Source organism: Pseudotabrizicola algicola, assembly GCF_010915705.1.
In the GTDB taxonomy this organism is placed as follows: domain Bacteria; phylum Pseudomonadota; class Alphaproteobacteria; order Rhodobacterales; family Rhodobacteraceae; genus Pseudotabrizicola; species Pseudotabrizicola algicola.
Genome location: NZ_JAAIKE010000001.1, coordinates 1227020 through 1246576 on the forward strand (window position 1 = coordinate 1227020; position 19557 = coordinate 1246576).

The 19557-nt window shown below is 69.3% G+C and carries 15 protein-coding genes; 5 read left to right on the forward strand and 10 right to left on the reverse strand.

What is annotated here, in order from left to right:
- Positions 1–57: 57 nt before the first annotated feature.
- Complete coding sequence (locus G3572_RS05960) at positions 58–636, reverse strand: LysE family translocator (RefSeq protein ID WP_164609707.1); 579 nt, start codon at positions 634–636, stop codon at positions 58–60.
- A 307-nt stretch (positions 637–943) separates the two neighbouring features.
- Here G3572_RS05960 and G3572_RS05965 point away from each other — a divergent pair, with 307 nt between their 5' ends.
- The 3 genes from G3572_RS05965 (at position 944) to G3572_RS05975 (ending at position 7431) form a co-directional block, all read left to right on the forward strand.
- Positions 944–2317 (forward strand): oligosaccharide flippase family protein, encoded by a 1374-nt coding sequence (locus tag G3572_RS05965; protein WP_164609708.1) that lies wholly within the window; start codon positions 944–946, stop codon positions 2315–2317.
- Entirely contained in the window at positions 2314–6321 is a 4008-nt protein-coding gene (locus G3572_RS05970; protein ID WP_164609709.1) for a non-ribosomal peptide synthetase, read from the forward strand. The genes G3572_RS05965 and G3572_RS05970 overlap by 4 nt, the downstream gene beginning before the upstream one ends.
- Positions 6322–6384: 63 nt before the next feature.
- Positions 6385–7431 (forward strand): aldose epimerase family protein, encoded by a 1047-nt coding sequence (locus G3572_RS05975; RefSeq protein WP_164609710.1) that lies wholly within the window; start codon positions 6385–6387, stop codon positions 7429–7431.
- 113 nt (positions 7432–7544) lie between these two features.
- Here the strand turns inward: G3572_RS05975 and G3572_RS05980 are convergent, their stop codons facing one another.
- Positions 7545–8924 carry a bifunctional enoyl-CoA hydratase/phosphate acetyltransferase gene (locus G3572_RS05980; protein ID WP_164609711.1) on the reverse strand — a complete coding sequence of 460 codons (1380 nt, stop codon included), beginning with the start codon at positions 8922–8924 and terminating at the stop codon, positions 7545–7547.
- Positions 8925–9033: 109 nt separating this feature from the next.
- Positions 9034–11205 carry a catalase/peroxidase HPI gene (gene katG, locus G3572_RS05985; RefSeq protein ID WP_164609712.1) on the reverse strand — a complete coding sequence of 724 codons (2172 nt, stop codon included), beginning with the start codon at positions 11203–11205 and terminating at the stop codon, positions 9034–9036.
- 161 nt (positions 11206–11366) lie between these two features.
- Between katG and G3572_RS05990 the strand changes: the two genes are divergently transcribed.
- Together G3572_RS05990 and G3572_RS05995 are read left to right on the forward strand one after the other, a co-directional pair.
- Complete coding sequence (locus G3572_RS05990) at positions 11367–12263, forward strand: hydrogen peroxide-inducible genes activator (RefSeq protein ID WP_164609713.1); 897 nt, start codon at positions 11367–11369, stop codon at positions 12261–12263.
- Positions 12264–12294: 31 nt separating this feature from the next.
- Entirely contained in the window at positions 12295–12969 is a 675-nt protein-coding gene (locus G3572_RS05995; RefSeq protein WP_164609714.1) for a hypothetical protein, read from the forward strand.
- Here the strand turns inward: G3572_RS05995 and G3572_RS06000 are convergent.
- The 7 genes from G3572_RS06000 to G3572_RS06030 all read right to left on the reverse strand — a co-directional run bounded on the left by G3572_RS06000 (position 12966) and on the right by G3572_RS06030 (position 19497).
- On the reverse strand, positions 12966–14258 hold the full coding sequence (locus tag G3572_RS06000; protein WP_164609715.1) for a vWA domain-containing protein: 1293 nt from the start codon (positions 14256–14258) through the stop codon (positions 12966–12968). The genes G3572_RS05995 and G3572_RS06000 overlap by 4 nt on opposite strands.
- Complete coding sequence (locus tag G3572_RS06005; RefSeq protein WP_164609716.1) at positions 14255–15370, reverse strand: ATP-binding protein; 1116 nt, start codon at positions 15368–15370, stop codon at positions 14255–14257. Before G3572_RS06005 ends, G3572_RS06000 begins: the two co-directional genes overlap by 4 nt.
- Positions 15371–15424: 54 nt before the next feature.
- Positions 15425–16336, reverse strand: coding sequence for an energy transducer TonB (locus tag G3572_RS06010; protein ID WP_164609717.1), 912 nt, complete (start codon positions 16334–16336; stop codon positions 15425–15427).
- Positions 16333–16755: an ExbD/TolR family protein gene (locus G3572_RS06015; RefSeq protein ID WP_164609718.1), complete on the reverse strand. Its 423-nt coding sequence runs from the start codon at positions 16753–16755 to the stop codon at positions 16333–16335. The genes G3572_RS06010 and G3572_RS06015 overlap by 4 nt, the downstream gene beginning before the upstream one ends.
- A 4-nt stretch (positions 16756–16759) precedes the next feature.
- On the reverse strand, positions 16760–17137 hold the full coding sequence (locus tag G3572_RS06020) for an ExbD/TolR family protein (protein ID WP_164609719.1): 378 nt from the start codon (positions 17135–17137) through the stop codon (positions 16760–16762).
- Complete coding sequence (locus G3572_RS06025) at positions 17134–17829, reverse strand: MotA/TolQ/ExbB proton channel family protein (protein ID WP_164609720.1); 696 nt, start codon at positions 17827–17829, stop codon at positions 17134–17136. Before G3572_RS06025 ends, G3572_RS06020 begins: the two co-directional genes overlap by 4 nt.
- 111 nt (positions 17830–17940) lie before the next feature.
- Positions 17941–19497, reverse strand: coding sequence for a trimethylamine methyltransferase family protein (locus G3572_RS06030; RefSeq protein WP_164609721.1), 1557 nt, complete (start codon positions 19495–19497; stop codon positions 17941–17943).
- Positions 19498–19557: the final 60 nt, after the last annotated feature.

The following is a 19557-nucleotide window of genomic DNA, read 5'->3' on the forward strand; positions in this document are numbered from 1 at the left end:
CCGGGGGAGCCGAAGGCGGGGGCGGAGCCCCCTCGTCGGCAGGCGTCGGCGCGGCCCTCAGGTCTGGAGCGCGCCGAAGAGGAGCGACAGCGAGATCAGCCCGAGCCAGCCCGACGCGATGCGTTGCAGGCGGTGCATCCACTGCGCACCGGCGCTGGCGCGGCGCGTCAGCGCCCCCGCCGCGCCCCAGAGCAGCGCCACCCCTGCCACCAGCAGGCAAAACAGCCCGAGACGCGGCAGGAAGGCGGGGTCCTGCACCGCTGGCAGCAAGACCAGCGCGATGACAAGAGCCTTCGGGTTCAGGGCCGTGGTCACAAAGATGCGGCCCGCCGTCAGCGTCTGGCCCGCCGCTGCAGCCGAGGCGCTGCTGCGCCAGAGTTTCACCGCAAGGATCATCACCCAGAGCGCCGCGGCCAGCTTGAGCGCGACGGAAAGCGCCGGAAAGGCCGAAAGAACCTGCGCTCCCACAAGTGCGGCGGGCAGGATGGCCGCCAGATAGCCCGCCAGTTCCGCCGGAACCAGCCCGATCACGCGCGCCAGCCCGTGCCGCGCTCCGGCCAATCCGATCAGGGTATTGGTCGGCCCCGGCGCAAGCAGAAGGGCCAGAACGGCCAGACCATAGGCGAGGGTAGACATGGCACAGCATCCTTTGCAGTTTGCGCTGATCTAGCACGGCTTTTGCCCGCATATGTTGATCTGGATCATGCCTTTGCACGGCTTTCGCAAGGGGCGCTGCGGCGCACGCGGCGACGTGCCGCGCGCGGCCTTGCCGTCAAGGGCGCGGCACTGTTCCCACGCGCGGCGACCGCGGGTCCGGGCGGGCCGCGCTGCCTGCCTGACAATCGGGCTTGAAACACGGGTGCGGTTTGGGGCAGGGTTCAACCTATTGAGGTGGAAGCCGGGGGGCGGGCCACCACCCGTGTATCGTTTAGGTTGTCATTGGATGAGCCCAATCATCACACGGTTGCGCGGCGAGGGTCTTTTGGCCCGTGTCATGCGCAGTTCGGTCTGGACCGCCCTCGGCTATGGCGCGAGTCAGGCCCTGCGGCTGGTCTCCAACCTGATTCTCACGCGGCTGCTGTTTCCCGAAGCCTTCGGGCTCATGGCCCTTGTCTCGGTCTTTATCGTCGGGCTGACGATGTTTTCGGATGTCGGCACCCATCCGGCGATCATGCAGCACAAGCGGGGGGACGATCCGGCCTTTCTGGACACCGCCTATACGATACAGGTCGCGCGCGGGGTGATGCTCTGGCTGGCATCGGCGCTGATCGCATGGCCTGCCGCGCTGTTCTATGGCCAGCCGGAACTGGCGCTCTTGCTGCCGGTGGCGGGCCTCTCGCTGTTGTTGCACGGGCTGGAGCCGACGCGGGTGGATACGGCGGCGCGGCATCTACGGGTGGGTCGGCTGACCGCGCTCGACCTTGTCTCGCAACTGGTCGGGGTGGTGTCGATGGTGCTGCTGGCCTGGGCGACGCAGTCGGTCTGGGCGCTGGCCGCGGGCTGGATCGTTTCGTCGGGCACGCGGCTGTGCCTGATCCTGCTGGCGCTGCCCGGGGCCAAGAGCCGGCTTGGCTGGGAATGGGCGGCGGCGCGTGATCTGCTGCATTTCGGCTTCTGGCTTTTCCTGTCGACCGCCTTCGGGTTCATGGTGGCGCAGGGCGACAAGGCGATCCTGGGCAAATACCTGACGCTGGAGCAGCTTGGCCTGTATAACATCGGGTTTTTTCTGGCCAGTTTTCCGGTGCTTCTGGGCCAGACCATTGGCGGGCGGATCTTGATTCCGCTGTATCGGGAGCGCCCGCCGGGCGCATCGGCCGAGAATTTCGCCAAGCTGCGGCAGATGCGGTTCGCGATGAGCGGGGCGATCTTTGCGCTGCTGTCGGTGATGGCGCTCGGCGGCGAGTGGCTTGTCGATCTGCTCTATGACGAGCGCTATTCGATGGCCGGAGCCATTCTGGTGGTGACGGCGGTGGTGCAGATCCCGACGGTGATCGGGATGACCTATGACCAGTCGGCGCTGGCGGCGGGGGACAGCCGCCGGTATTTCATCCTGACGGCGGTGCGGGCGGTTTTTCTGGTGACGGGTCTGATCCTCGGGGCGGAAAGCCGCGGTCTGGTGGGGGCGCTGGCGGGGCAGGCTCTGGCGGCGATTGCGGTTTATCCGGTGCTGATCTGGCTGGCGCGGCGACACAAGGCGTGGGACCCGCTGCATGACGCGTGTTTCGCGGTTCTGGGGCTGGCGCTGGCGGTGGTGGCGATCGCGCTGGACAGCAGCGCGATCATGGCGCTGGACGCAACTTTCGGGGGGCAGCCATGACGCTGGATCTGCGCCTTACGGGACGGCAGGCGACGGGGCGCGCCGGAGCGGAGACGGCGGGCGGGGACGCCTCTGCGGCAGCGGGGCCGCGGGAATATGCGCTGACGCCGTTGCAGCTTGGCATGGTCTATGAAAGCGCGCTGGCGGGGCGGCCTTGGGTCAACCTCGAGCAGGTCGTGGTGCATCTGGACGACGAGGTGATCGAGCCGGAGGCGCTGCGCGAGGCCTGGGCAGAGGTCGCCGCGCGGCACGAGGCGCTGCGCCTGTCGATCCTGTGGCGCAAGCGCGTGACTCCGGTGCAGGTCCTGCGCGGCCAGATCGAGGTGGCGCTGACGGTCGAGGACTGGTCGGCGATTCCGGCGCGGCGGCGCGAGGGGATGCTGGCGGGCTATCTGGCGGCGGACCGCGAGCAGGGTGTCGATCTGGAAGGCGCGCCCGCGTGGCGGGTGCTGCTGGCGCATCTGGGGCCGCGCCAGTCGGTGATGGTCTGGACGGTGCATCACGCGCTGGTCGATGGCCGCAGCATGGTGATCGTGCTGGAAGAGGTGTTTGCCGCCTTGCAGGGGCGCGCCCTGCCCCCTGCCCCCGCGGTCGGGTTTCTGGACTATGTGCAGGCGGTGGCCAGCCGCGACACCGCCGCGGCCAAGGCGTTTTTCGGCGCCTATCTGGAAGGGTTCGACCAGCCCAACCCCTTGACCGATGCCGAAACCGGCGCGGCGATGACGCGCCGGCGCCATATCCAGCGGCGACTGGACGCCGCGCTGACCGAAGCCCTGGGCGAGCGTGCCGAAGCGGCGGGGGTCACGCTCGGCACCGTGGTGCAGGCGGCGTGGGGCATGGTGGTGGCGCGCTGGACAGGGCGGGCCACGGCGGTTTTCGGGTCCACCCGCGCCGGACGCTATATCGTGCCGGGCAGCCAGCGCACGGTGGGGTGCCTGATCAACACGCTGCCGATGAAGGTGCAGATCTCGCCGCCCCGCACGACCGATACCTTCCTGCAGGGCCTGCGCGAGGATGCCCTGGCGCTGCGCGCGCACGAGCATGCGGCGCTGACCGATATCAAGCACTGGTGCGGGCTGCCCGGCACGGTGTCGCTGTTCGATTCGATGGTGATGTTCGAGCGGGCCTCGCTGAACGAGACGCTGCGGGGCCTCGGGCCGCAATGGGCCAAGCGGCGGGTGGAGTTGCTGGAGGAAGGCGCGCTGCCGCTGACGCTGGCGGCCTATGGCGATGCGGAACTGCTGCTGTCGCTGGAGCATGACCCCGAGGCGGTGAACGATGCCAAGGCGGGGGCGATGCTGGGCCATCTGGCCGAGGTGCTGGCCTCGCTGGCCAAGGCGCGCAGCAGGACGGCACTGACCGATCTGACGATGCTGCCGCGCCCGGAGGAGGCGGCGGTGCTGGCCTTGGGGCGGCCCGACCAGCGCCTGCCCCGCGTGGACCCCTGCGTGAGCCTGCGCTTTGCCGACCGGGTGTGCGAGCAGCCCGAGTTGACCGCGCTCAAGATGGTGGGCAACCCCGAGGCGATCAATTACGCGATCCTCGATGCGCGGGTGGGCGCGCTGGCGGCGCGTCTGGTGGCGGCGGGGGCCGCCCCCGGCCAGATCGTCGCGATCTGCCTGCCGCGCGGGCCGCAGTTCATCGTGGCGATGCTGGCGATCCTGCGGGTTGGCGCGGCCTTTCTGCCGCTGGACCCGAGTTACCCCGAGGCGCTGCGCCACCATATGCTGAGCGACAGCGGCTGCGGGCTTTTGCTGGCGCCCGCCGGTCATGACGCCCCGGCTGGGGTGCGGCGGGTGACGCCCGACCCCGAGCCGGGTTCGGGCCAGTTGCCACATCCCGACCTTTTGCCGCCCGATCCGGACCGTCTGGCCTATGTGATCTATACCTCGGGCTCGACCGGCGTGCCCAAGGGGGTGCGGGTGCCGATGCGCGCCCTGTCGGCCCATGCCAGCGCCATCATTGCGGGCTTTGGTCTGGTCCCGACCGACAGGGTGCTGCAATTTGCCAGCCTGTCGTTCGATGTCTCGATAGAGGAAATCATCCCGACCCTGCTGGCGGGCGCGACGGTGATCTTGCGCGACGACGGCATGGCGGCATCCGTCGGCCTGTTTCTGGAGGAGGTGGCGCGGCAGGGCATCACGGTTCTGAACCTGCCGACGGCGTTCTGGCATGTGCTGGTCGACGAGATGGCGCGCGATTCGCTGGTGCTGCCGCCCGCCGTGCGGCTGGTGGTGGTGGGCGGCGAGCAGATCAGCCCGCGCGCACTGGCAACCTGGGCGCGGATCGCGCCGCGCCCGCGCTGGCTGAACGGCTATGGGCCGACCGAGACGACGATCACATGCACGCTGCATGAGCCAAAGCGCGCCGAGATGGCGCAAGAGGGGGGCGGCGAGGATATTCCGATCGGCCGCCCGACGGCCCATGCGCGGGCCTATGTGCTGGCGCCCGACGGATCGCTGGCCCCGACGGGGGCGGTGGGAGAACTGTGGATCGGCGGCGAGGCGGTGAGCGAGGGCTATATCGGCCATTCCGCGCAAATGGCCGAGGCCTTCCTGCCCGACCGTTTCCACGGCGAGGGCATGATGTATCGCACCGGCGATATGGTGCGCTGGCGGCCTGACGGGGTGCTGGCCTTTCTGGGCCGCCGCGACCGGCAGGTGAAGCTGCGCGGCTTCCGCATCGACTTGCGCCATGTGGAGCGGGTGCTGGAGCGCGAGGACAGCGTGGGCCGCGCCCTGGCGCAGGTCTTGAACGCGGGCAGCCCTGCGGCGCGGCTGGTGGCTTGGGTGGCGGGGGCCGATGGCCAGCCGCTGCCCGATGCGGGCGCGCTGCGTGCGGCGGTGGCCGAGCATCTGCCACCGCATATGGTGCCTGCGATCCTGCCGGTGGCGCGCTTTCCGCGCACGCCGGGGGGCAAGATCGATGTGGCCGCCCTGCCCGCCCCCGAACCTGCGGCGATGGCCGGAGCTTCGGCCAGCGATGATCCGGTGACGCAGAAGATTGCGGCGCTGATGGCCGTGACGCTGGGGCTGGAACAGGTGGGGCCGGAGGACGATTTCCACGATCTTGGTGGCCATTCGCTGCTGGCGGTGCAGCTGATCGGGCGGATCGAGGCCGAGCTCGGGCATCGGCTGGGGGTGGCCGACCTGCACCGCCGCCCGACGCCGCGGGGGCTGGCGCGGGCGCTGACAGCCGCGCAGGCGGGGCCGCGTTACATCATCCCGATCCAGCCGGGTGGCAGCCGCCCGCCCCTGTTCGGGGTGCATGTGCTGGGCCGCAACGAGGAGCATTTCCGCCCGCTGGCCGAGGCCCTGGGGCCGGACCAGCCGGTGTTCGGCCTGACGGTGGGCTTGCTGGCGCAGGACACGCCGATTGGCGTGCAGGAAACCGCGCGCGCCTATGCCGATGAGATCCAGCGCTATTTCCCGCAGGGGCCGGTCAGTCTGGGCGCGGTTTCACTGGCCAGCTATGTGGCCTATGAACTGGCGCAGCAACTGATCCGCGCGGGGCGCGAGGTGCGGGTGATCGCGATGTTCGACAGCGCGGGCCCGGGCGGGCGCTCGCGCCTGTCGGGGCGGGCGCGGGTGGGGGTGCATCTGCGCCAGCTGTACCGGCGCGGGCCGTCGCATCTGGCGGGGATCGTGGCGAACCGCTGGGCGGATGTGCTTTACCGCGTCAAGAAGTTGCGGCTGCGGCTGCAAAAGCGGCGCGGCGAGGCGGCGGCGATGACGGTGGACAGTTTCATGGTGGCGGCAGAGTTGGCGGTGCAAGCCTATGAGGTGCGCCCGATCCACCGGCCCTTGTCGATCTTCCGCGCCGAGGAAAACATCTTTGACAGCCCGCAGAGCGCGCAGAACGGGCTGGGCTGGGCGCCGGTGGCGGCCTCGGGGTTCGAGGTGATCGATGTGCCGGGGGATCATTTGTCGATCCTGCAGCCGCCCAATGTGACGGTGCTGGCACATCACCTGTCGCGGCTGATGGCGGATCTGCCAGAGGGCTGAGGCGGGAGCCTTGCGCTTTTGCCGCCTGCGCCGCATGGTGCGGCGGCAGGCGGAGGGGATGCGATGACGGTGCAAGAGATCGGCCAGATCGATGGCGAGGCGGTGCGGGCGGTGGTGCTGGGCGACGCGTCGGGACCGAGGGCGCGGGTGATCACCTATGGCGCGCGGCTGACCGAGCTGTGGGTGGCGGACCGTGCGGGTCGGCAGGCCGACATCGTGCTGGGCCATGCCGATCTGGCGGGCTATGTGGCGGGCAAGGCCTTTCTGGGCGCGACCTGCGGGCGCTTTTCCAACCGGATCGCGGGGGGGCGGTTCTGGCTGGATGGCCGCGAGGTTCAGGTGGACCGAAACGAGGGCGAAACCTCGCTGCACGGCGGGCGGGCGGGATTTGACCGCAAGATCTGGCAGATCGTGGAGGCAAGCCCGCGCGCGGTGACCTTGGCCGCAGTGTCGGAGGATGGCGACATGGGCTATCCGGGGCGGCTGGAGATGCAGGTGCGCTATGCGCTGGATGCGGCCGACCGGTTGTGGATCGAGATGACGGCCGAGACCGAGGCGCCGACGGTGGTGAACATGGTCAACCACAGCTATTTCAACATGGCGGGGCATGGCGCGGTGATGGGGCAGCGGCTGCGGCTGGGGGCCAGCCATTACACGCCGGTGGATGCGGCCCTGATCCCGACGGGCGAGGTTCTGGCGGTGGCGGGCGGGGCCTTCGATTTCATGCAGATGCGCGCGATCGGGGCGGCGCTGCCGGACGACGGGGGGTTTGACCACAACCTGTGCCTGACCGGCCCGCTGGAGCCGAAATGGGGCGAGGCATTGCGGTTCTGCGCCGAGGCGGTCGATCCGGCCTCGGGGCGGCGGATGGAGGTCTGGACCAGCGAGCCGGGGGTGCAGTTCTATACCGGGGCGCATCTGGCGGGCGGATTGCCCGGCAAGGATGGCGCGCCGATCGAGGCGTTTACCGGCTTCACGCTGGAGACGCAGCGCTTTCCCGACAGCCCGAACCAGCCGCAGTTCCCCTCTGCGCGGCTGGAGCCGGGGCAGAAGTACCGGCACCTGATGGCCTTTGACTTCACGCCCGCGCCGGAAGCGCAGACCGGCTGACGGGCGCGGCCCGGGCGGCCGGCAGGACCGGGGGTTTCACACCCCCGGACCCCCGTGGGATATTTGGGGGCAGAAAATGGGGCGGGGCCGGGGAACCGGGGCAGGCTTGCGGGCTAGGCCCTGGCGGCGAAATAGTGGAGGGCGGCGACAGCGCAGGAGGCGAGGCGGGCCACCGGGCTGTCGGCGCGGGAGTTGAGGATGACGGGCACCTTTGCCCCCAGAACCAGACCCGCGCCTTCGGCATGGCTGATATAGGCCAATTGCTTGGCCAGCATGTTGCCCGCGTCTATCCCAGGCACGACGAGGATATTTGCACGGCCCGCCACGCCGCCGGTGAGGCCCTTGGTGCGGGCGGCGGCCATATCCACCGCATTGTCCATCGCGAGCGGGCCTTCGACCTGACCGCCGCGGATCTGGCCGCGCTCGGCCATCTTGGACAGGAGCGCCGCGTCGATGGAGGACTGGATCGCGGGGTTCACCGTTTCGACCGCCGAGAGCACGCCCACGCGCGGGTCGATCCCGAGGGACAGCGCGAGGTCGATGGCGTTCTGGATGATGTCGCGCTTGGTCATCAGGTCGGGCGCGATGTTGATGGCGGCGTCGGTGACCATCACGGGTTCGGGCAGGCCCGGCACATCCATCAGGAACACATGGGTGAACTTGCGCCCCACCCGCAGGCCCCGGTCGCGGTCGACCATCGGGCGGAGGAGATCATCGGTGTGCAGATGGCCCTTCATCACCGCGAGCGCCCTGCCCTCATGCACAAGATGGCAGGCCATAGCGGCGGCGGCGACGTCATCGGCGGGGGTGTCGATGATCTCGAGGCCGGAGAGGTCTGCGCCAAGTTCGGCGGCGGCGGCGTGGATGGCCGCGGCATGGCCGACGAGGATGGGGGTGATGATGCTTTGCGCCGCGGCCAGCAGCGCGCCGCCGAGGGAATTGGCATCATCGGGGCAGACCACCGCCGTGGGCAGCGCGGGCAAGGGCCGCGCGCGGTCGAGCAGCGCCTCGAAATGGCGGTGGCGCTGCACGATGAGGCCAGGAATGTGCAGGTTGTCGCGGTCGAACCTGATGCGGGGGGCCTGCACGATGGCTTCGCCCGTCAGGATCAGGGCGGCATCCTCGGGGCGTGTCACATCGGTTTGCAGGCGCACCTCGCCCTGTGGCAGCTTGTCCAGCACGGTGACGCGGCAGAGCAGTTCGTCGCCCGCATGGGCGGTGGCGTGAAAGCGCAGGCTTTGCTGGCGCAGGAGTGTTCCGGGGCCGGGAAGATGGGTGCCGAGCACGGCAGACACCAGCGAGGCGATGAACATGCCCGCCGCCACCTGTTCGGGTTTGCCGTCGCCGTCGAGATCGCCGTTGGGCAGGTTCATCGGGTTGTGATTGCCCGAGGAGGCGGCAAAGACGTAAAGATCGTCCGGCGTGATCAGGCGCTTGAGTTCCGCGCTGTCGCCGGGTTGCAGGTCTTCATAGGTTCGGTTGACCAGACGCATGCGCTTTCCTTGCCGGTGGGAGCCCCCTCTTGGGTGCCATCCCCTGCGCCCTGCGGCAAGCGGTTTCCCCCACCCGCAGGACAGAGCCCGCGGGTGGGGAAGGGTCGGATCAGGCCAGATCGAAGCGGTCGGCGTTCATCACCTTGACCCAGGCGGCGATGAAATCGCGCACGAACTTCTCGGCGTTGTCGTCCTGCGCATAGACCTCGGCATAGGCGCGCAGCATGGAGTTCGAGCCGAACACCAGATCGACGCGGGTGGCGGTGAACTTCACCTCGCCGGTCTTGCGATCGGTGATGTGATAGAGGTTGTTGCCCGCCGGTTTCCACTTCCACGCCATGTCGGTCAGGTGGACGAAGAAATCATTGGTCAGCGCGCCGACACGGTCGGTGAAGACGCCATGCGCGGTGCCGCCGTGGTTGGTGCCGATCACCCGCATACCGCCCAGAAGGCAGGTCATTTCCGAGGCGGTCAGGCCTAGGAGCTGGGCGCGGTCGAGCAGCAGCTCTTCCGGGCTGACGATGTAGTCTTTCTTCTGCCAGTTGCGGAAGCCGTCGGCGACGGGTTCCAGCACGGCGAAGGCGGCGGCATCGGTCTGTTCGGCGGTGGCGTCGCCGCGCCCGGGGGTGAAGGGGACGGCCACATCAAAGCCGGCGGCCTTTGCGGCCTGTTCCACCCCGTAGGAGCCGGCCAGCACGATCACATCGGCAAGGCTGGCGCCGTGGCTGGCGGCGATGGGTTCGAGCACCGAGAGCACGCGGGCAAGGCGGGCGGGTTCGTTGCCTTCCCAGTCCTTCTGCGGGGCGAGGCGGATGCGCGCACCGTTCGCGCCGCCGCGCAGGTCCGAGCCGCGATAGGTGCGGGCGCTGTCCCATGCGGTGGTGACCATGTCGGAGATCGACAGGCCCGAGGCGGCGATGGCGGATTTGACCGCGTCCACATCATAGCCGGTGTTGCCTGCGGGGACCGGATCTTGCCAGATCAGGTCTTCCTGCGGCGCCTCGGGGCCGATGTAGCGGCTGCGCGGCCCCAGATCGCGGTGGGTCAGCTTGAACCACGCACGGGCGAAGGTTTCGGAGAAATAGGCGTGATCGGCGGCGAAGCGTTCGCAGATCGCGCGGTAGATCGGGTCCACCTTCATGGCCATGTCGGCATCGGTCATGATCGGCATGGTGCGGATGGTCGGGTCCTCGACATCGACCGGCATGTCTTCTTCGCGGATGTTGATCGGCATCCACTGGTTCGCACCGGCGGGGGATTTCTTCAGTTCCCACTCATAGCCGAACAGCAGGTCGAAATAGCCGTTGTCCCATTTGGTGGGATGGGTCGTCCATGCGCCCTCGATGCCGGAGGTGACGGTGTTGCGCCCGACGCCGCGGCTGGTGTTGTTCATCCAGCCGAGGCCGCCCTCGACGATGTCGGCGCCTTCGGGGGCGGCTTGCAGCGCGCCTGCGTCGCCGTTGCCGTGGGTCTTGCCGACGGTGTGGCCGCCTGCGGTGAGGGCCGCGGTTTCTTCGTCATCCATCGCCATGCGGGCGAAGGTTTCGCGCACATGGAGCGCGGTCAGCGCGGGGTCGGGCTGGCCGTTGACGCCTTCGGGGTTCACGTAGATCAGGCCCATCTGCACGGCGGCAAGCGGGTTTTCCATCGTGGCGGGGTTCTTTACATCGTCATAGCGGGTGTCGGACGGGGCCAGCCATTCCCGCTCGGACCCCCAGTAGATGTCTTTCTCGGGGTGCCAGACGTCTTCGCGGCCGAAGCTGAAGCCGTAGGTCTTGAGGCCCATCGATTCATAGGCGACGTTGCCCGCGAGGATGATGAGATCGGCCCAGGAGATGCGGTTGCCGTATTTCTTCTTGATCGGCCACAGGAGGCGGCGGGCCTTGTCGAGGTTGGCGTTGTCGGGCCAGGAGTTCAGGGGGGCGAAACGGATGGTGCCGGTCCCTGCCCCGCCGCGCCCGTCGGCAAGGCGGTAGGTGCCGGCGGAATGCCATGCGAGACGGATCATCAGGCCGCCGTAATGGCCCCAGTCTGCCGGCCACCAGTCCTGCGAATCCGTCATCAGCGCGACCAGATCGGCCTTGAGCGCCGGCACGTCGAGTTTCTTGACCTCTTCGCGGTAGTTGAAGCCCTTGAGCGGGTTATACTTGGTGTCGTGCTGGTGCAGGATGTCGAGGTTGAGCGACTTGGGCCACCAATCCATGACCGTGGCGGCCGTGGTGGTCAGAGACCCGTGCATGACGGGGCATTTGCCGCCGGATTTGATGTCATTTCCATCCATGTCGCTTCTCCGCTTTTGTGTCTGTTTTCAGGTGCAGCCGGTTCACCGGATCGGCGCGCACGAATCGCGGCACCGCAGAACCCTCGCTGCTTGGAATCGTTCTAACAGATTTGTTCCATAATAGAATTTGCATTTCCTAATGATGACGATATGTTTTTCTTATGAAAGCATTGTCGATGAAACACCTGCGCTATTTTGAGGCCCTGTCGCAGCACGGGCATTTCGGGCGGGCGGCCGAGGTTTGCGCGATCTCGCAGCCTGCGCTGTCGATCCAGATGAAGGAGCTGGAGGATATTCTGGGCGCGCCGCTGATCGAGCGGGGGGCGCGGCAGATCAGCCTGACCCCGCTGGGCGTGGCCTTTGCGCTGCGGGTGCGGGCGATCTTGCAGGGGGTGGATGAGCTTGGCGATCTGGTGCGCGCCTCCTTCGGGCCGCTGGCTGGGCGGCTGAGGCTGGGGGTGATCCCGACGGTGGCGCCCTATCTGCTGCCGCGCATCATGCAGGACCTGACGCTGCGCTTTCCCGATCTGGACCTGCGCCCGCGCGAGGCGATCACGCAGCGGCTGGTCGAGGATCTGACCGAGGGGCGGCTGGATGCGGCGGTGGTGGCACTGCCGGTGTCGGAGGCGGGGCTGACGGAATACCCGCTGTTTGACGAGGAGTTCATTCTGGTGCGTCCGAAGAAGGACGCGGACAAGCCGGTGCCGAACCCCGAGACCCTGCGCGAGATGCGGCTGTTGCTGCTGGAGGAAGGGCATTGCTTTCGCGATCAGGCGATTTCCTTCTGCAAGCTGGGGTCGGCACTGCCGCGTGACCTGATGGAGGGCAGTTCGCTGACCACATTGGTGCAGATGGTGGGGGCGGGCATCGGGGTGACGCTGATCCCGCAGATGGCGGTGGGGATCGAGACACGCTCGGCCGAGGTGTCGGTGGCCCGCCTGCCCGCGCCCCGCCCCAGCCGCAGCATCGGGCTTGTCTGGCGCAGGACGAACCCCTTGGCGAGCCAGTTGCAGCAGATGGCCGAGGTGATCCGGCTGAGCGCCCGCAGCGGGGGCTAGAAGGCGGGCGGCGGCGTGCTATCTGCGCGGGATGTTCATCATCACCCCCCGCACCGTTTCCAGCAAGGCCGCGATGGAGTTTCGCCAGATTCCGCGCCGGTTCATCGGGCGCAGCTTTGTCTGGCCGCGCGGCGGTGGCTGGCGGCTCAAGGCGCGGGTGATCTTCGAGGTGGAGCTTTTGCGCTATCTGGTGGCGCTGGCCCCTTTTGCGGCGTTGGCGCTGCTGTGGCGCGAGTCGGCCCTTGCCATCGCGCAGGCTCCGGCGCTGATGGTGCTGGTGATCTACGGGGTCGAGATGCGGTTCCTGCGGCTGAGGCCCGCCGCGCGCGCGGCCTTGCTGGACCCTGCCGAGCGCGATCGTCTGGCCGATCTGCTGGCAGCGCGCGGGCGCGAGATTCTGGCGCGGATCGGGGCAGAGCGCGGGCTGATGCAGGGCGCGCTGCATCTGGTGGTCGAGCAGTCGGATCTGGCGCGGGTGGCCCCCCTGACCTTTGTCACGGTGCAGAGCGAGGACGGGCCATCGGTGCTTGACCTGACCGCCAAGGAACGGGCGCTGATCCACGAGCGGCTGTTTGCCGCGCCCCTGACCGAAGACGCGATGCACCGGCTGACGCTGGCGCGCAACATGACGGTGAGTGTCATCAGCCTCGAGATGCGGGCGATTTCGGCCCATGCGCGGATGATGGCGCTGACGCGGACGGGTTAATCGGCAAGCTGCAAGCAGTGGCCGAAGGGCGGCGGCGGCGCGGCTGCTGTCAGCCCCCAGATCACCGGAAGCCCGCGCGGGGCGGGGCCGAAGGGGCCTTCGAGATCGGTCAGCACCACGGCCACAGAGGCATGGAGCGCCTGCGCGGCGGCAAGGGGCGGCGCAAAATCGGTGCCGCCGCCGCGCGGCCAGTCGAGGCCCGCGAGTTGTGACTGCCAGCGGGCGGGGTCAAGCCGCTGCTGCCAGCGCACCCCGTCATCGAAGGCGATCAGGTGGATTTCTGCCATGACGCGGCGGGCGATGCCGGATGTCTCGGAGAGGAAGCGGTGGAGGAGCGGCGCGTTGACCGAGCCGGAGGCGTCGATGGCAAGGGCGATGCGCGGCGCATCCACGGCCCGGCGGGTGCCGGGGCGAAAGCCGGGGGTGGGGGCGAGGGTGCTGCGGGCCAGCGCCTCGGACGCGATCCAGTCACGCGCGGGGCGGCGGTGGGTCTGTGTCCGCCCCGGCAGAAGGGCACGGGCCAGCAGGCGGCGCAGCACATGTTCCCAAGGGGTGCGCGGCGGGGCGAGGTCGGCAAGGCGGTGGCCGATGAGGCCCAGCCCGCGCCCCGCAAGGCGGCCTGCCTCCATCGCGCGGGTCACGTGCTGGCGCCATTGGGCGGCCTGATCGGCGCCCTCGGGGCTGTCGGCATCGGGGGTGGCGGGGGAGAGGTCGGGGGCAAAGCCCGCGCGCGCGGCCACGTCATGCGCGGCTTGCGCCGGAGTGGGGCTGTCGCCGCCCTGCCCTTTGCGGCCTTTGCCCTTGCGCTTGCCCGTCGCAGGGGCGGCGAGTTGCAGATAGAGCCGGTCGACATCCCATTCGGACAGCGCCCCGGGGCCTGCGGGCAGGCCGAGCGCCTGTTGCAGCAGGTCTTGCAGGGTCAGCGCGGGGCGCGGCAGGGCATACTGCGCGGCGAGCAGTGTTTCGTTGATGAGCGCATCGGCGGCGATGCCGTAAAGCGCGGCATCGAATCCCTGCCCCAGCCTTTGGGCCATCGCCCCCATGCGCGGGCCGTGGCGCAGGGCGACATGCAGGATGTGGTGCGCGGCAAGGCCCACCTGTTCATGCGGGGCAAGCAGGGCAAAGCCGGGGCCGTAATGGATGGTGGTGCCGTCGGTGCGGGCGGGCGGACCTTCGGCGGCGTCGCGGTGCGCGCACCACAGGGCGAGCGCGCCCAGCGCCGGGTCATCGGAGGCAAGGCGGGTGAGCGCGGGGCGCGCGCGGTCGGAATGGATGCCGGGGGCGGTCACAGGCCAGCCTCGGCCCGCGACTTGGCATAGGCGGCCCAGTCGGGCGAGGCGGCAAATTGCGCCTGCCAGCCCCGTGCCAACGCCTTTTGCAGCAAAAGCTCGAAGCCGTGGGTGCAGAGTTCGGCCAAGGGCAGCGCGCGCAAGGCGGGGTCGTCTCGGTGGCGGTGAAGCTGCCCGATGCCTGCCATCAGCGCGATGATGCGCGCGATGGTGCCCTCTTCTGCCGCGCCGATCAGCGCGTAGGTGAGCGCGGTCAGCCCGTGCAGCGATGTGGGGTAAAGCGCCCAGGCCTCAGCGGGGCGGGCGGCGATCATCTCTTCCACCCGCAGGCTGGCGGTGATGTCGGCCAGCACCAGCGCGAATTCGGCGGCGGGGGCCTCGCCCACGGTTCCGGCGATCATCACATCGCGCAGGCGGCGGTCCGGCACGGCGTGCAGGATGGCGCTGACCCGCGCCCATGAGCGCGGGGTGCAGGCGATGGTCTGCCCGCGTTGCAGCGTCTCGGCGGTGGTTTCCAGCAGGTCGGGGCGGCTGCGCAGGAAGGCGGGGATGGCGGGATGCAGGTTATGGGGCAGCGCGTAGTTCTCCACCCAGTCCTGCGCGGTGGCGCGCAAGGACAGGTGGATCAGCCGGTCTGACAGGGCGGTGCCCATGTCATAGGCGATGGCGCCATCCTCGGGGCCGTTGCCTGCGGCGACCACGAAGCAGGTGTCGGGCAGACGGTGCCGCCCGATGCGGCGTTCCTGCAAGAGGCCGTAGACGGTGGGTTGCAGGCTGGGCGGCGCTGCGGTGAGTTCATCGAGGAACAGCACGGCAGGCTGCGCCGGATCATCGGGCAGGTCCTCGGGGCGATACCAGATGGTGCGCTGCGTCGCGTGGTCGTAATAGGGCAGACCGCGCAGGTCCTGCGGCTCGATGGTGGTGAGGCGCAGATCGAACAGCATGGCCCCCGCGCGGGTGGCGAGGGTCTGCACGATCTCGGTCTTGCCGATGCCGGGGCGGCCGTGGAGCATCCAGCTTGCGGTGAGCCCGCCGGTGGCCTGCGCCTGCCAGCCCTGCCACAGGACAGCAAGCGCCTCGCCCGTGGTGACGGGCAGTGTGTTGACGGACATGGGGTTCCTCCTGCCCGACCAGATAGCGGCGGCGCGCGGTGTGGCAAGCGCGGGTTAGCGGGCGAAGGCGATGGGCAGGGTAAAGCTGTAGCTGGCGTCTGTAAGGCCCGAGGGGGCGGCGGGGAAGCTGCCCGCCGATTGCACGGCGCGCAGGGCGGCCTGATCGAGCGCGGGGTGGCCCGAGGATCGGGCGACGCTGACGCCTGCGAGCGCGCCCGCGCGGGTGACGGTGAGGCGCACGGTGACGGTGCCCGAGGCGCGGCCTGCGGTGGCGGGGTAGGATTTGCGCCGCTCCACCCGGCTGCGGATGGAGGCGCCCCAACTGGCCTTGAGATCATTGGCCTGCGCCTGTGACAGGGTGGCGGCGCGCGCGGTGCCTGCATCGCCCGCCTGCGCGCCGTTGCCCGCGCCTGCCGCGCGCTGCGCGGGTTGGGCGGCGGAGGTGCTGCGCTGCGGCGCGGGTTTGGCGGCGGGGGCAGGTTTGGGCTTGGCCAGATCGGCAGGTCTGCGCTCGGGGCGGAGTTTCGGCGGCTCAGGTCGGGGGTCCGGCTCTGGCTCCGGCTCTGGCTCGGGTTCCGGCGGGGGCTCTGGCGGGGGCGGCGGTGGCAGGGTGGTGTCGGCCTGCGGCGCGGCATCGGTGCCGGCAGGCAGGGCAAGCGGGTGCGGCGCGAGCGGCGGGGGCGGCGCCTCAGCGGCGAACGTCGGGGCCGTGTCAGGCGCGGTCGGCGGGGCCAGATCAGAGGGCGGGGCCAGATCGGGGGGCGGGGCCAGATCGGGCTGCGGCGGGCGGTCCCATTCGGCGATCAGGTTTGCAAGGCTGTCATCGGCGGCGTCGAGGGACACCAGATCACCGCCCCCTGCCCCGGCGGCGACCGCCCCCGCGGGATCAGGCTGCAAGGCAAAGGCCCCGACGTGCAGGCCCAAGGCCAGCGCGAGGGCAACGGCAGCCTGCAGACGCGCGCTCATGGCGCGGCCCCGCGTTGCGCGAGGAGATCCATCTGCGTGAAGCCGAGGGGGGCAAGCGTGGGCAGCACCTGTGCCAGACGCGCGGCGGGCAGGCTGGCATCGGCGCGCAGGGTGAGGCGCGGCGGGGTGGCGGCGCAATCGGCGCGCGCGCAGTGGTCGGCGCGGGCGGTGGCGAGGGCGGCAAGGGCGGCATCGCCCAGCGCGTCACGGTAACCGATCTGACCGTCGGCAGAGAGGTGGAGGGTGAACTCACCCTGCGCCTCGGCCTCGACCTGCGCTTGCGGCGGGGTGACGTCGAAAGGTTCGGGCGGCGTCATGCGGGCCGAGATCAGGAAGAAGATCAGCAGCAGAAACACCACGTTGATCATCGGCAGCAGGTTTTCCTGCGGGCGGCGGCGGGGCGGCGGCGAGAAATCCATCGCGCTACTCCACCAGCACCAGACGGGTGAAGCCTGCGGCGGTGAGCCTTTCCATCAGCGCGACGAGGGCTTGCAGGTCGGCCCCCTCGCCCGCGCGCAGGATGATGGCATCATCGGGGCCTTGGGTCAGCGGTTGCAGCGCGCGGGCGAGGTCTTCGGGCGCAACGGGGCTGCCGTTGAGGCGCAGGCCATCGGCCGCAAGGTCGACAAGGCGGGGCGGGCCGGAATAGCTGCCGCCGTTGCCCGCGACCGAGAGCGGCAGCGCCAGATCGGTGCCGAAGCGCGACACCAGCATGAAGAACACCAAGAGCAGGAAGACCACGTCGATCATCGGCGTCAGATTGGGCCGCCTGCGCGGGCGATCTTCGCCAAAGCGGATCATTCGGCGGCCTTTTCGAGCGCGGTCCTGACGGCGGGGCGCGCGCCGTGCAGGATGCGGGTGGCGGAGTCTTCCATATCGTGGCGCAGGCCATCGACCACGCTTTCGAACCATGTCAGCGCGATGGAGGCGGGGATCGCGACGGCCATGCCTGCGGCGGTGGTCAGAAGTGCCTCCCATATGCCACCCGCGAGTGCGGCGGGGTCGGCGCGTGATCCGGCCTCTTGCAGGGCCTGAAAGGCGGCGATCATGCCCGTCACGGTGCCAAGAAGGCCCAGCAGCGGGCCGATGGTGGCGGCAAGCTCAAGGCCGCGCAGGCCCGCACGGGCGCGGGCGAGCAGGCCACGCGCGACGCGGGCGGTTTCCGCCTCGGCCGCGGTCTGGTCAAGCGCGGGGTTCAGCGCGGCCTGCATGGCGGCAAGCGCAAGACGGGCGCGCAGGGATTGCCGACCCGCAAGGGCTGCGGTGGCCTGTTGCGTCTGCCCTGCGGCCCAGAGGTCGAGCGCGCGGGCGGTGTGACGCCCCCCCGACCAAGCGCCGAAGGACAGGAGCCGCATCAGCTTCCACAGGATCAGCGCGACCGTCAGCACCGAGAGTGCCGCGATGGCCCACATCGCCGCGCCGCCCATGCTGACGAAATCGAGAAGGCGCGTGACGGCCTCGGCCGGGGCGGCGGATGGGGTTTGCGGGTCCATGCGGCAACCTCTGATCTGGCCCGGACGCGGGCCGGGCGGGCGGGATTTGCTCCGCTGCCTTGATCTGCGATCGGGGCGCGCGATTCAACCGCGTATTGCGCCCGCGGCAGATCAGAAATCGGTGGGCGCGCCGCCCTCTTGCTTGCGGCGGGCGACAAAGCGGGCGAGGTCTTCGCGTGCGGTGTCGTCCATTGCGGGCGGCTCGAATTCGGCGAGGATCTGCTTGTAGATGCGGTGGGCGCGTTCGGGCGTTGCGACCGCGCCATCGGCCTGCCACGCCTCGTAATTGCGCCAATCGCTGGCGAAGGGGGCGTAGAAGGCGGTCTGGTAACGGTCCTGCGTGTGTTTGCAGCCGAAGTAATGCCCCCCTGCCCCCACTTCGCGGATGGCATCGAGCGCGAGGTCTTCGGCGCTGGTGGCGAAGGTGGCCTGTTCGAAGTAGCGCTGGATCATCTGCAGCACTTCGCAATCCATCACGAACTTTTCAGGGCTGGCGATCAGCCCGCCTTCGAGCCAGCCAGCGGCGTGATAGACGAGGTTGGTGCGCGATTGCACGGCGGCCCAGAGGCTGTTCGAGGTTTCCCACATCGCCTGACCGTCGGGGATGTTGGCAGCGCAGACGCCCGAAGAGCGCAGCGGCAGTTTGTAATGGCGCACCAGTTGGCCGGTCATTTGCGTGGCGCGCATGTATTCGGGGGTGCCGAAGGCGGGCGCGCCGGATTTCATGTCGACGTTGGAGGTGAAGGTGCCGATGGCGACGGGGCAGCCGGGGTTGATGTATTGCAGCAGGGCGATGGCGGCCAGCGCCTCGGCCAGTGACAGCGCCACCGCGCCCGCCATCGTGACCGGGGCCATCGCCCCCGCCAGCGTGAAGGGGGTGACCACCACGGGCTGGCCGCGCCGCGCGAGGCGCATGGCACCGTCGAGCATCGGAAAATCGTGTTTCAGCGGCGAGACGGAGTTGATGTTGGTGAACATGCGCGGGCTGGCGTCAAACTCGGACGGGGAGAGGCCGCCCGCAATGCGGACCATCTCCATCACATCCTCCACCCGTTCGGCCCCCAGCGAATAGGCATGCACCACCTTGTCGGTGAGGGTGAGCTGTTCGAAGAGGCAGTCAAGATGGCGGACCGAGGCATGCACATCGATGGGTTCCACCGGATAGCCGCCGTTGAAATGGATGCAGTTGAAATACTGCGTCAGCTTGGTGAACTCGCGGAAGGTCTCCAGATCACCGGACCGTTTGCCGCGCTCCATGTCCCATGCGTTGGGGGGGGAGCTGACATTGCCGAACAGCATATGCGCGCCGCCCATCACCACCTGCCGCGCCGGATTGCGCGGGGTGAGCGTGAAGGTTTCGGGCGCGTGGGAAAGCATTTCCATCACGAAGGCTTCGTCCATGCGGACATTGGTGCCGTTCACGATGCAGCCCGCGCTGCGCAGGATGCCCGCCGCTTCGGGGTTCAGGAATTCGATGCCGATGTCGGACAGGATGGTCATGGTGGCGCAGTGGATGCGCTGCACCGCCTCGGCGTCGAGCGGTTCGGTCGGGCGGTCGGGGTTGACCGGAATGCGCCATGGCATCTGGTCGATCACGGCAGAGCCTGCGCGTGCCTTGTTGCCCGCCCGCCCCCCTGCGCGCCGCTTGCGATCCTGCACATCCACCATCTGCCTGCCCTCCGTTTGGCCGAACTGGCCCATTGGGCACAAGATGGACGAAAGGCGCGG

Coding starts and splice junctions, on each gene's coding strand:
- G3572_RS05960 (WP_164609707.1), bottom strand. CDS start 636: ATGTCTACCCTCGCCTATGGTCTGGCCGTTCTGGCCCTTCTGCTTGCG.
- G3572_RS05965 (WP_164609708.1), top strand. CDS start 944: ATGAGCCCAATCATCACACGGTTGCGCGGCGAGGGTCTTTTGGCCCGT.
- G3572_RS05970 (WP_164609709.1), top strand. CDS start 2,314: ATGACGCTGGATCTGCGCCTTACGGGACGGCAGGCGACGGGGCGCGCC.
- G3572_RS05975 (WP_164609710.1), top strand. CDS start 6,385: ATGACGGTGCAAGAGATCGGCCAGATCGATGGCGAGGCGGTGCGGGCG.
- G3572_RS05980 (WP_164609711.1), bottom strand. CDS start 8,924: ATGCGTCTGGTCAACCGAACCTATGAAGACCTGCAACCCGGCGACAGC.
- katG (WP_164609712.1), bottom strand. CDS start 11,205: ATGGATGGAAATGACATCAAATCCGGCGGCAAATGCCCCGTCATGCAC.
- G3572_RS05990 (WP_164609713.1), top strand. CDS start 11,367: ATGAAAGCATTGTCGATGAAACACCTGCGCTATTTTGAGGCCCTGTCG.
- G3572_RS05995 (WP_164609714.1), top strand. CDS start 12,295: ATGTTCATCATCACCCCCCGCACCGTTTCCAGCAAGGCCGCGATGGAG.
- G3572_RS06005 (WP_164609716.1), bottom strand. CDS start 15,370: ATGTCCGTCAACACACTGCCCGTCACCACGGGCGAGGCGCTTGCTGTC.
- G3572_RS06010 (WP_164609717.1), bottom strand. CDS start 16,336: ATGAGCGCGCGTCTGCAGGCTGCCGTTGCCCTCGCGCTGGCCTTGGGC.
- G3572_RS06015 (WP_164609718.1), bottom strand. CDS start 16,755: ATGGATTTCTCGCCGCCGCCCCGCCGCCGCCCGCAGGAAAACCTGCTG.
- G3572_RS06020 (WP_164609719.1), bottom strand. CDS start 17,137: ATGATCCGCTTTGGCGAAGATCGCCCGCGCAGGCGGCCCAATCTGACG.
- G3572_RS06025 (WP_164609720.1), bottom strand. CDS start 17,829: ATGGACCCGCAAACCCCATCCGCCGCCCCGGCCGAGGCCGTCACGCGC.
- G3572_RS06030 (WP_164609721.1), bottom strand. CDS start 19,497: ATGGTGGATGTGCAGGATCGCAAGCGGCGCGCAGGGGGGCGGGCGGGC.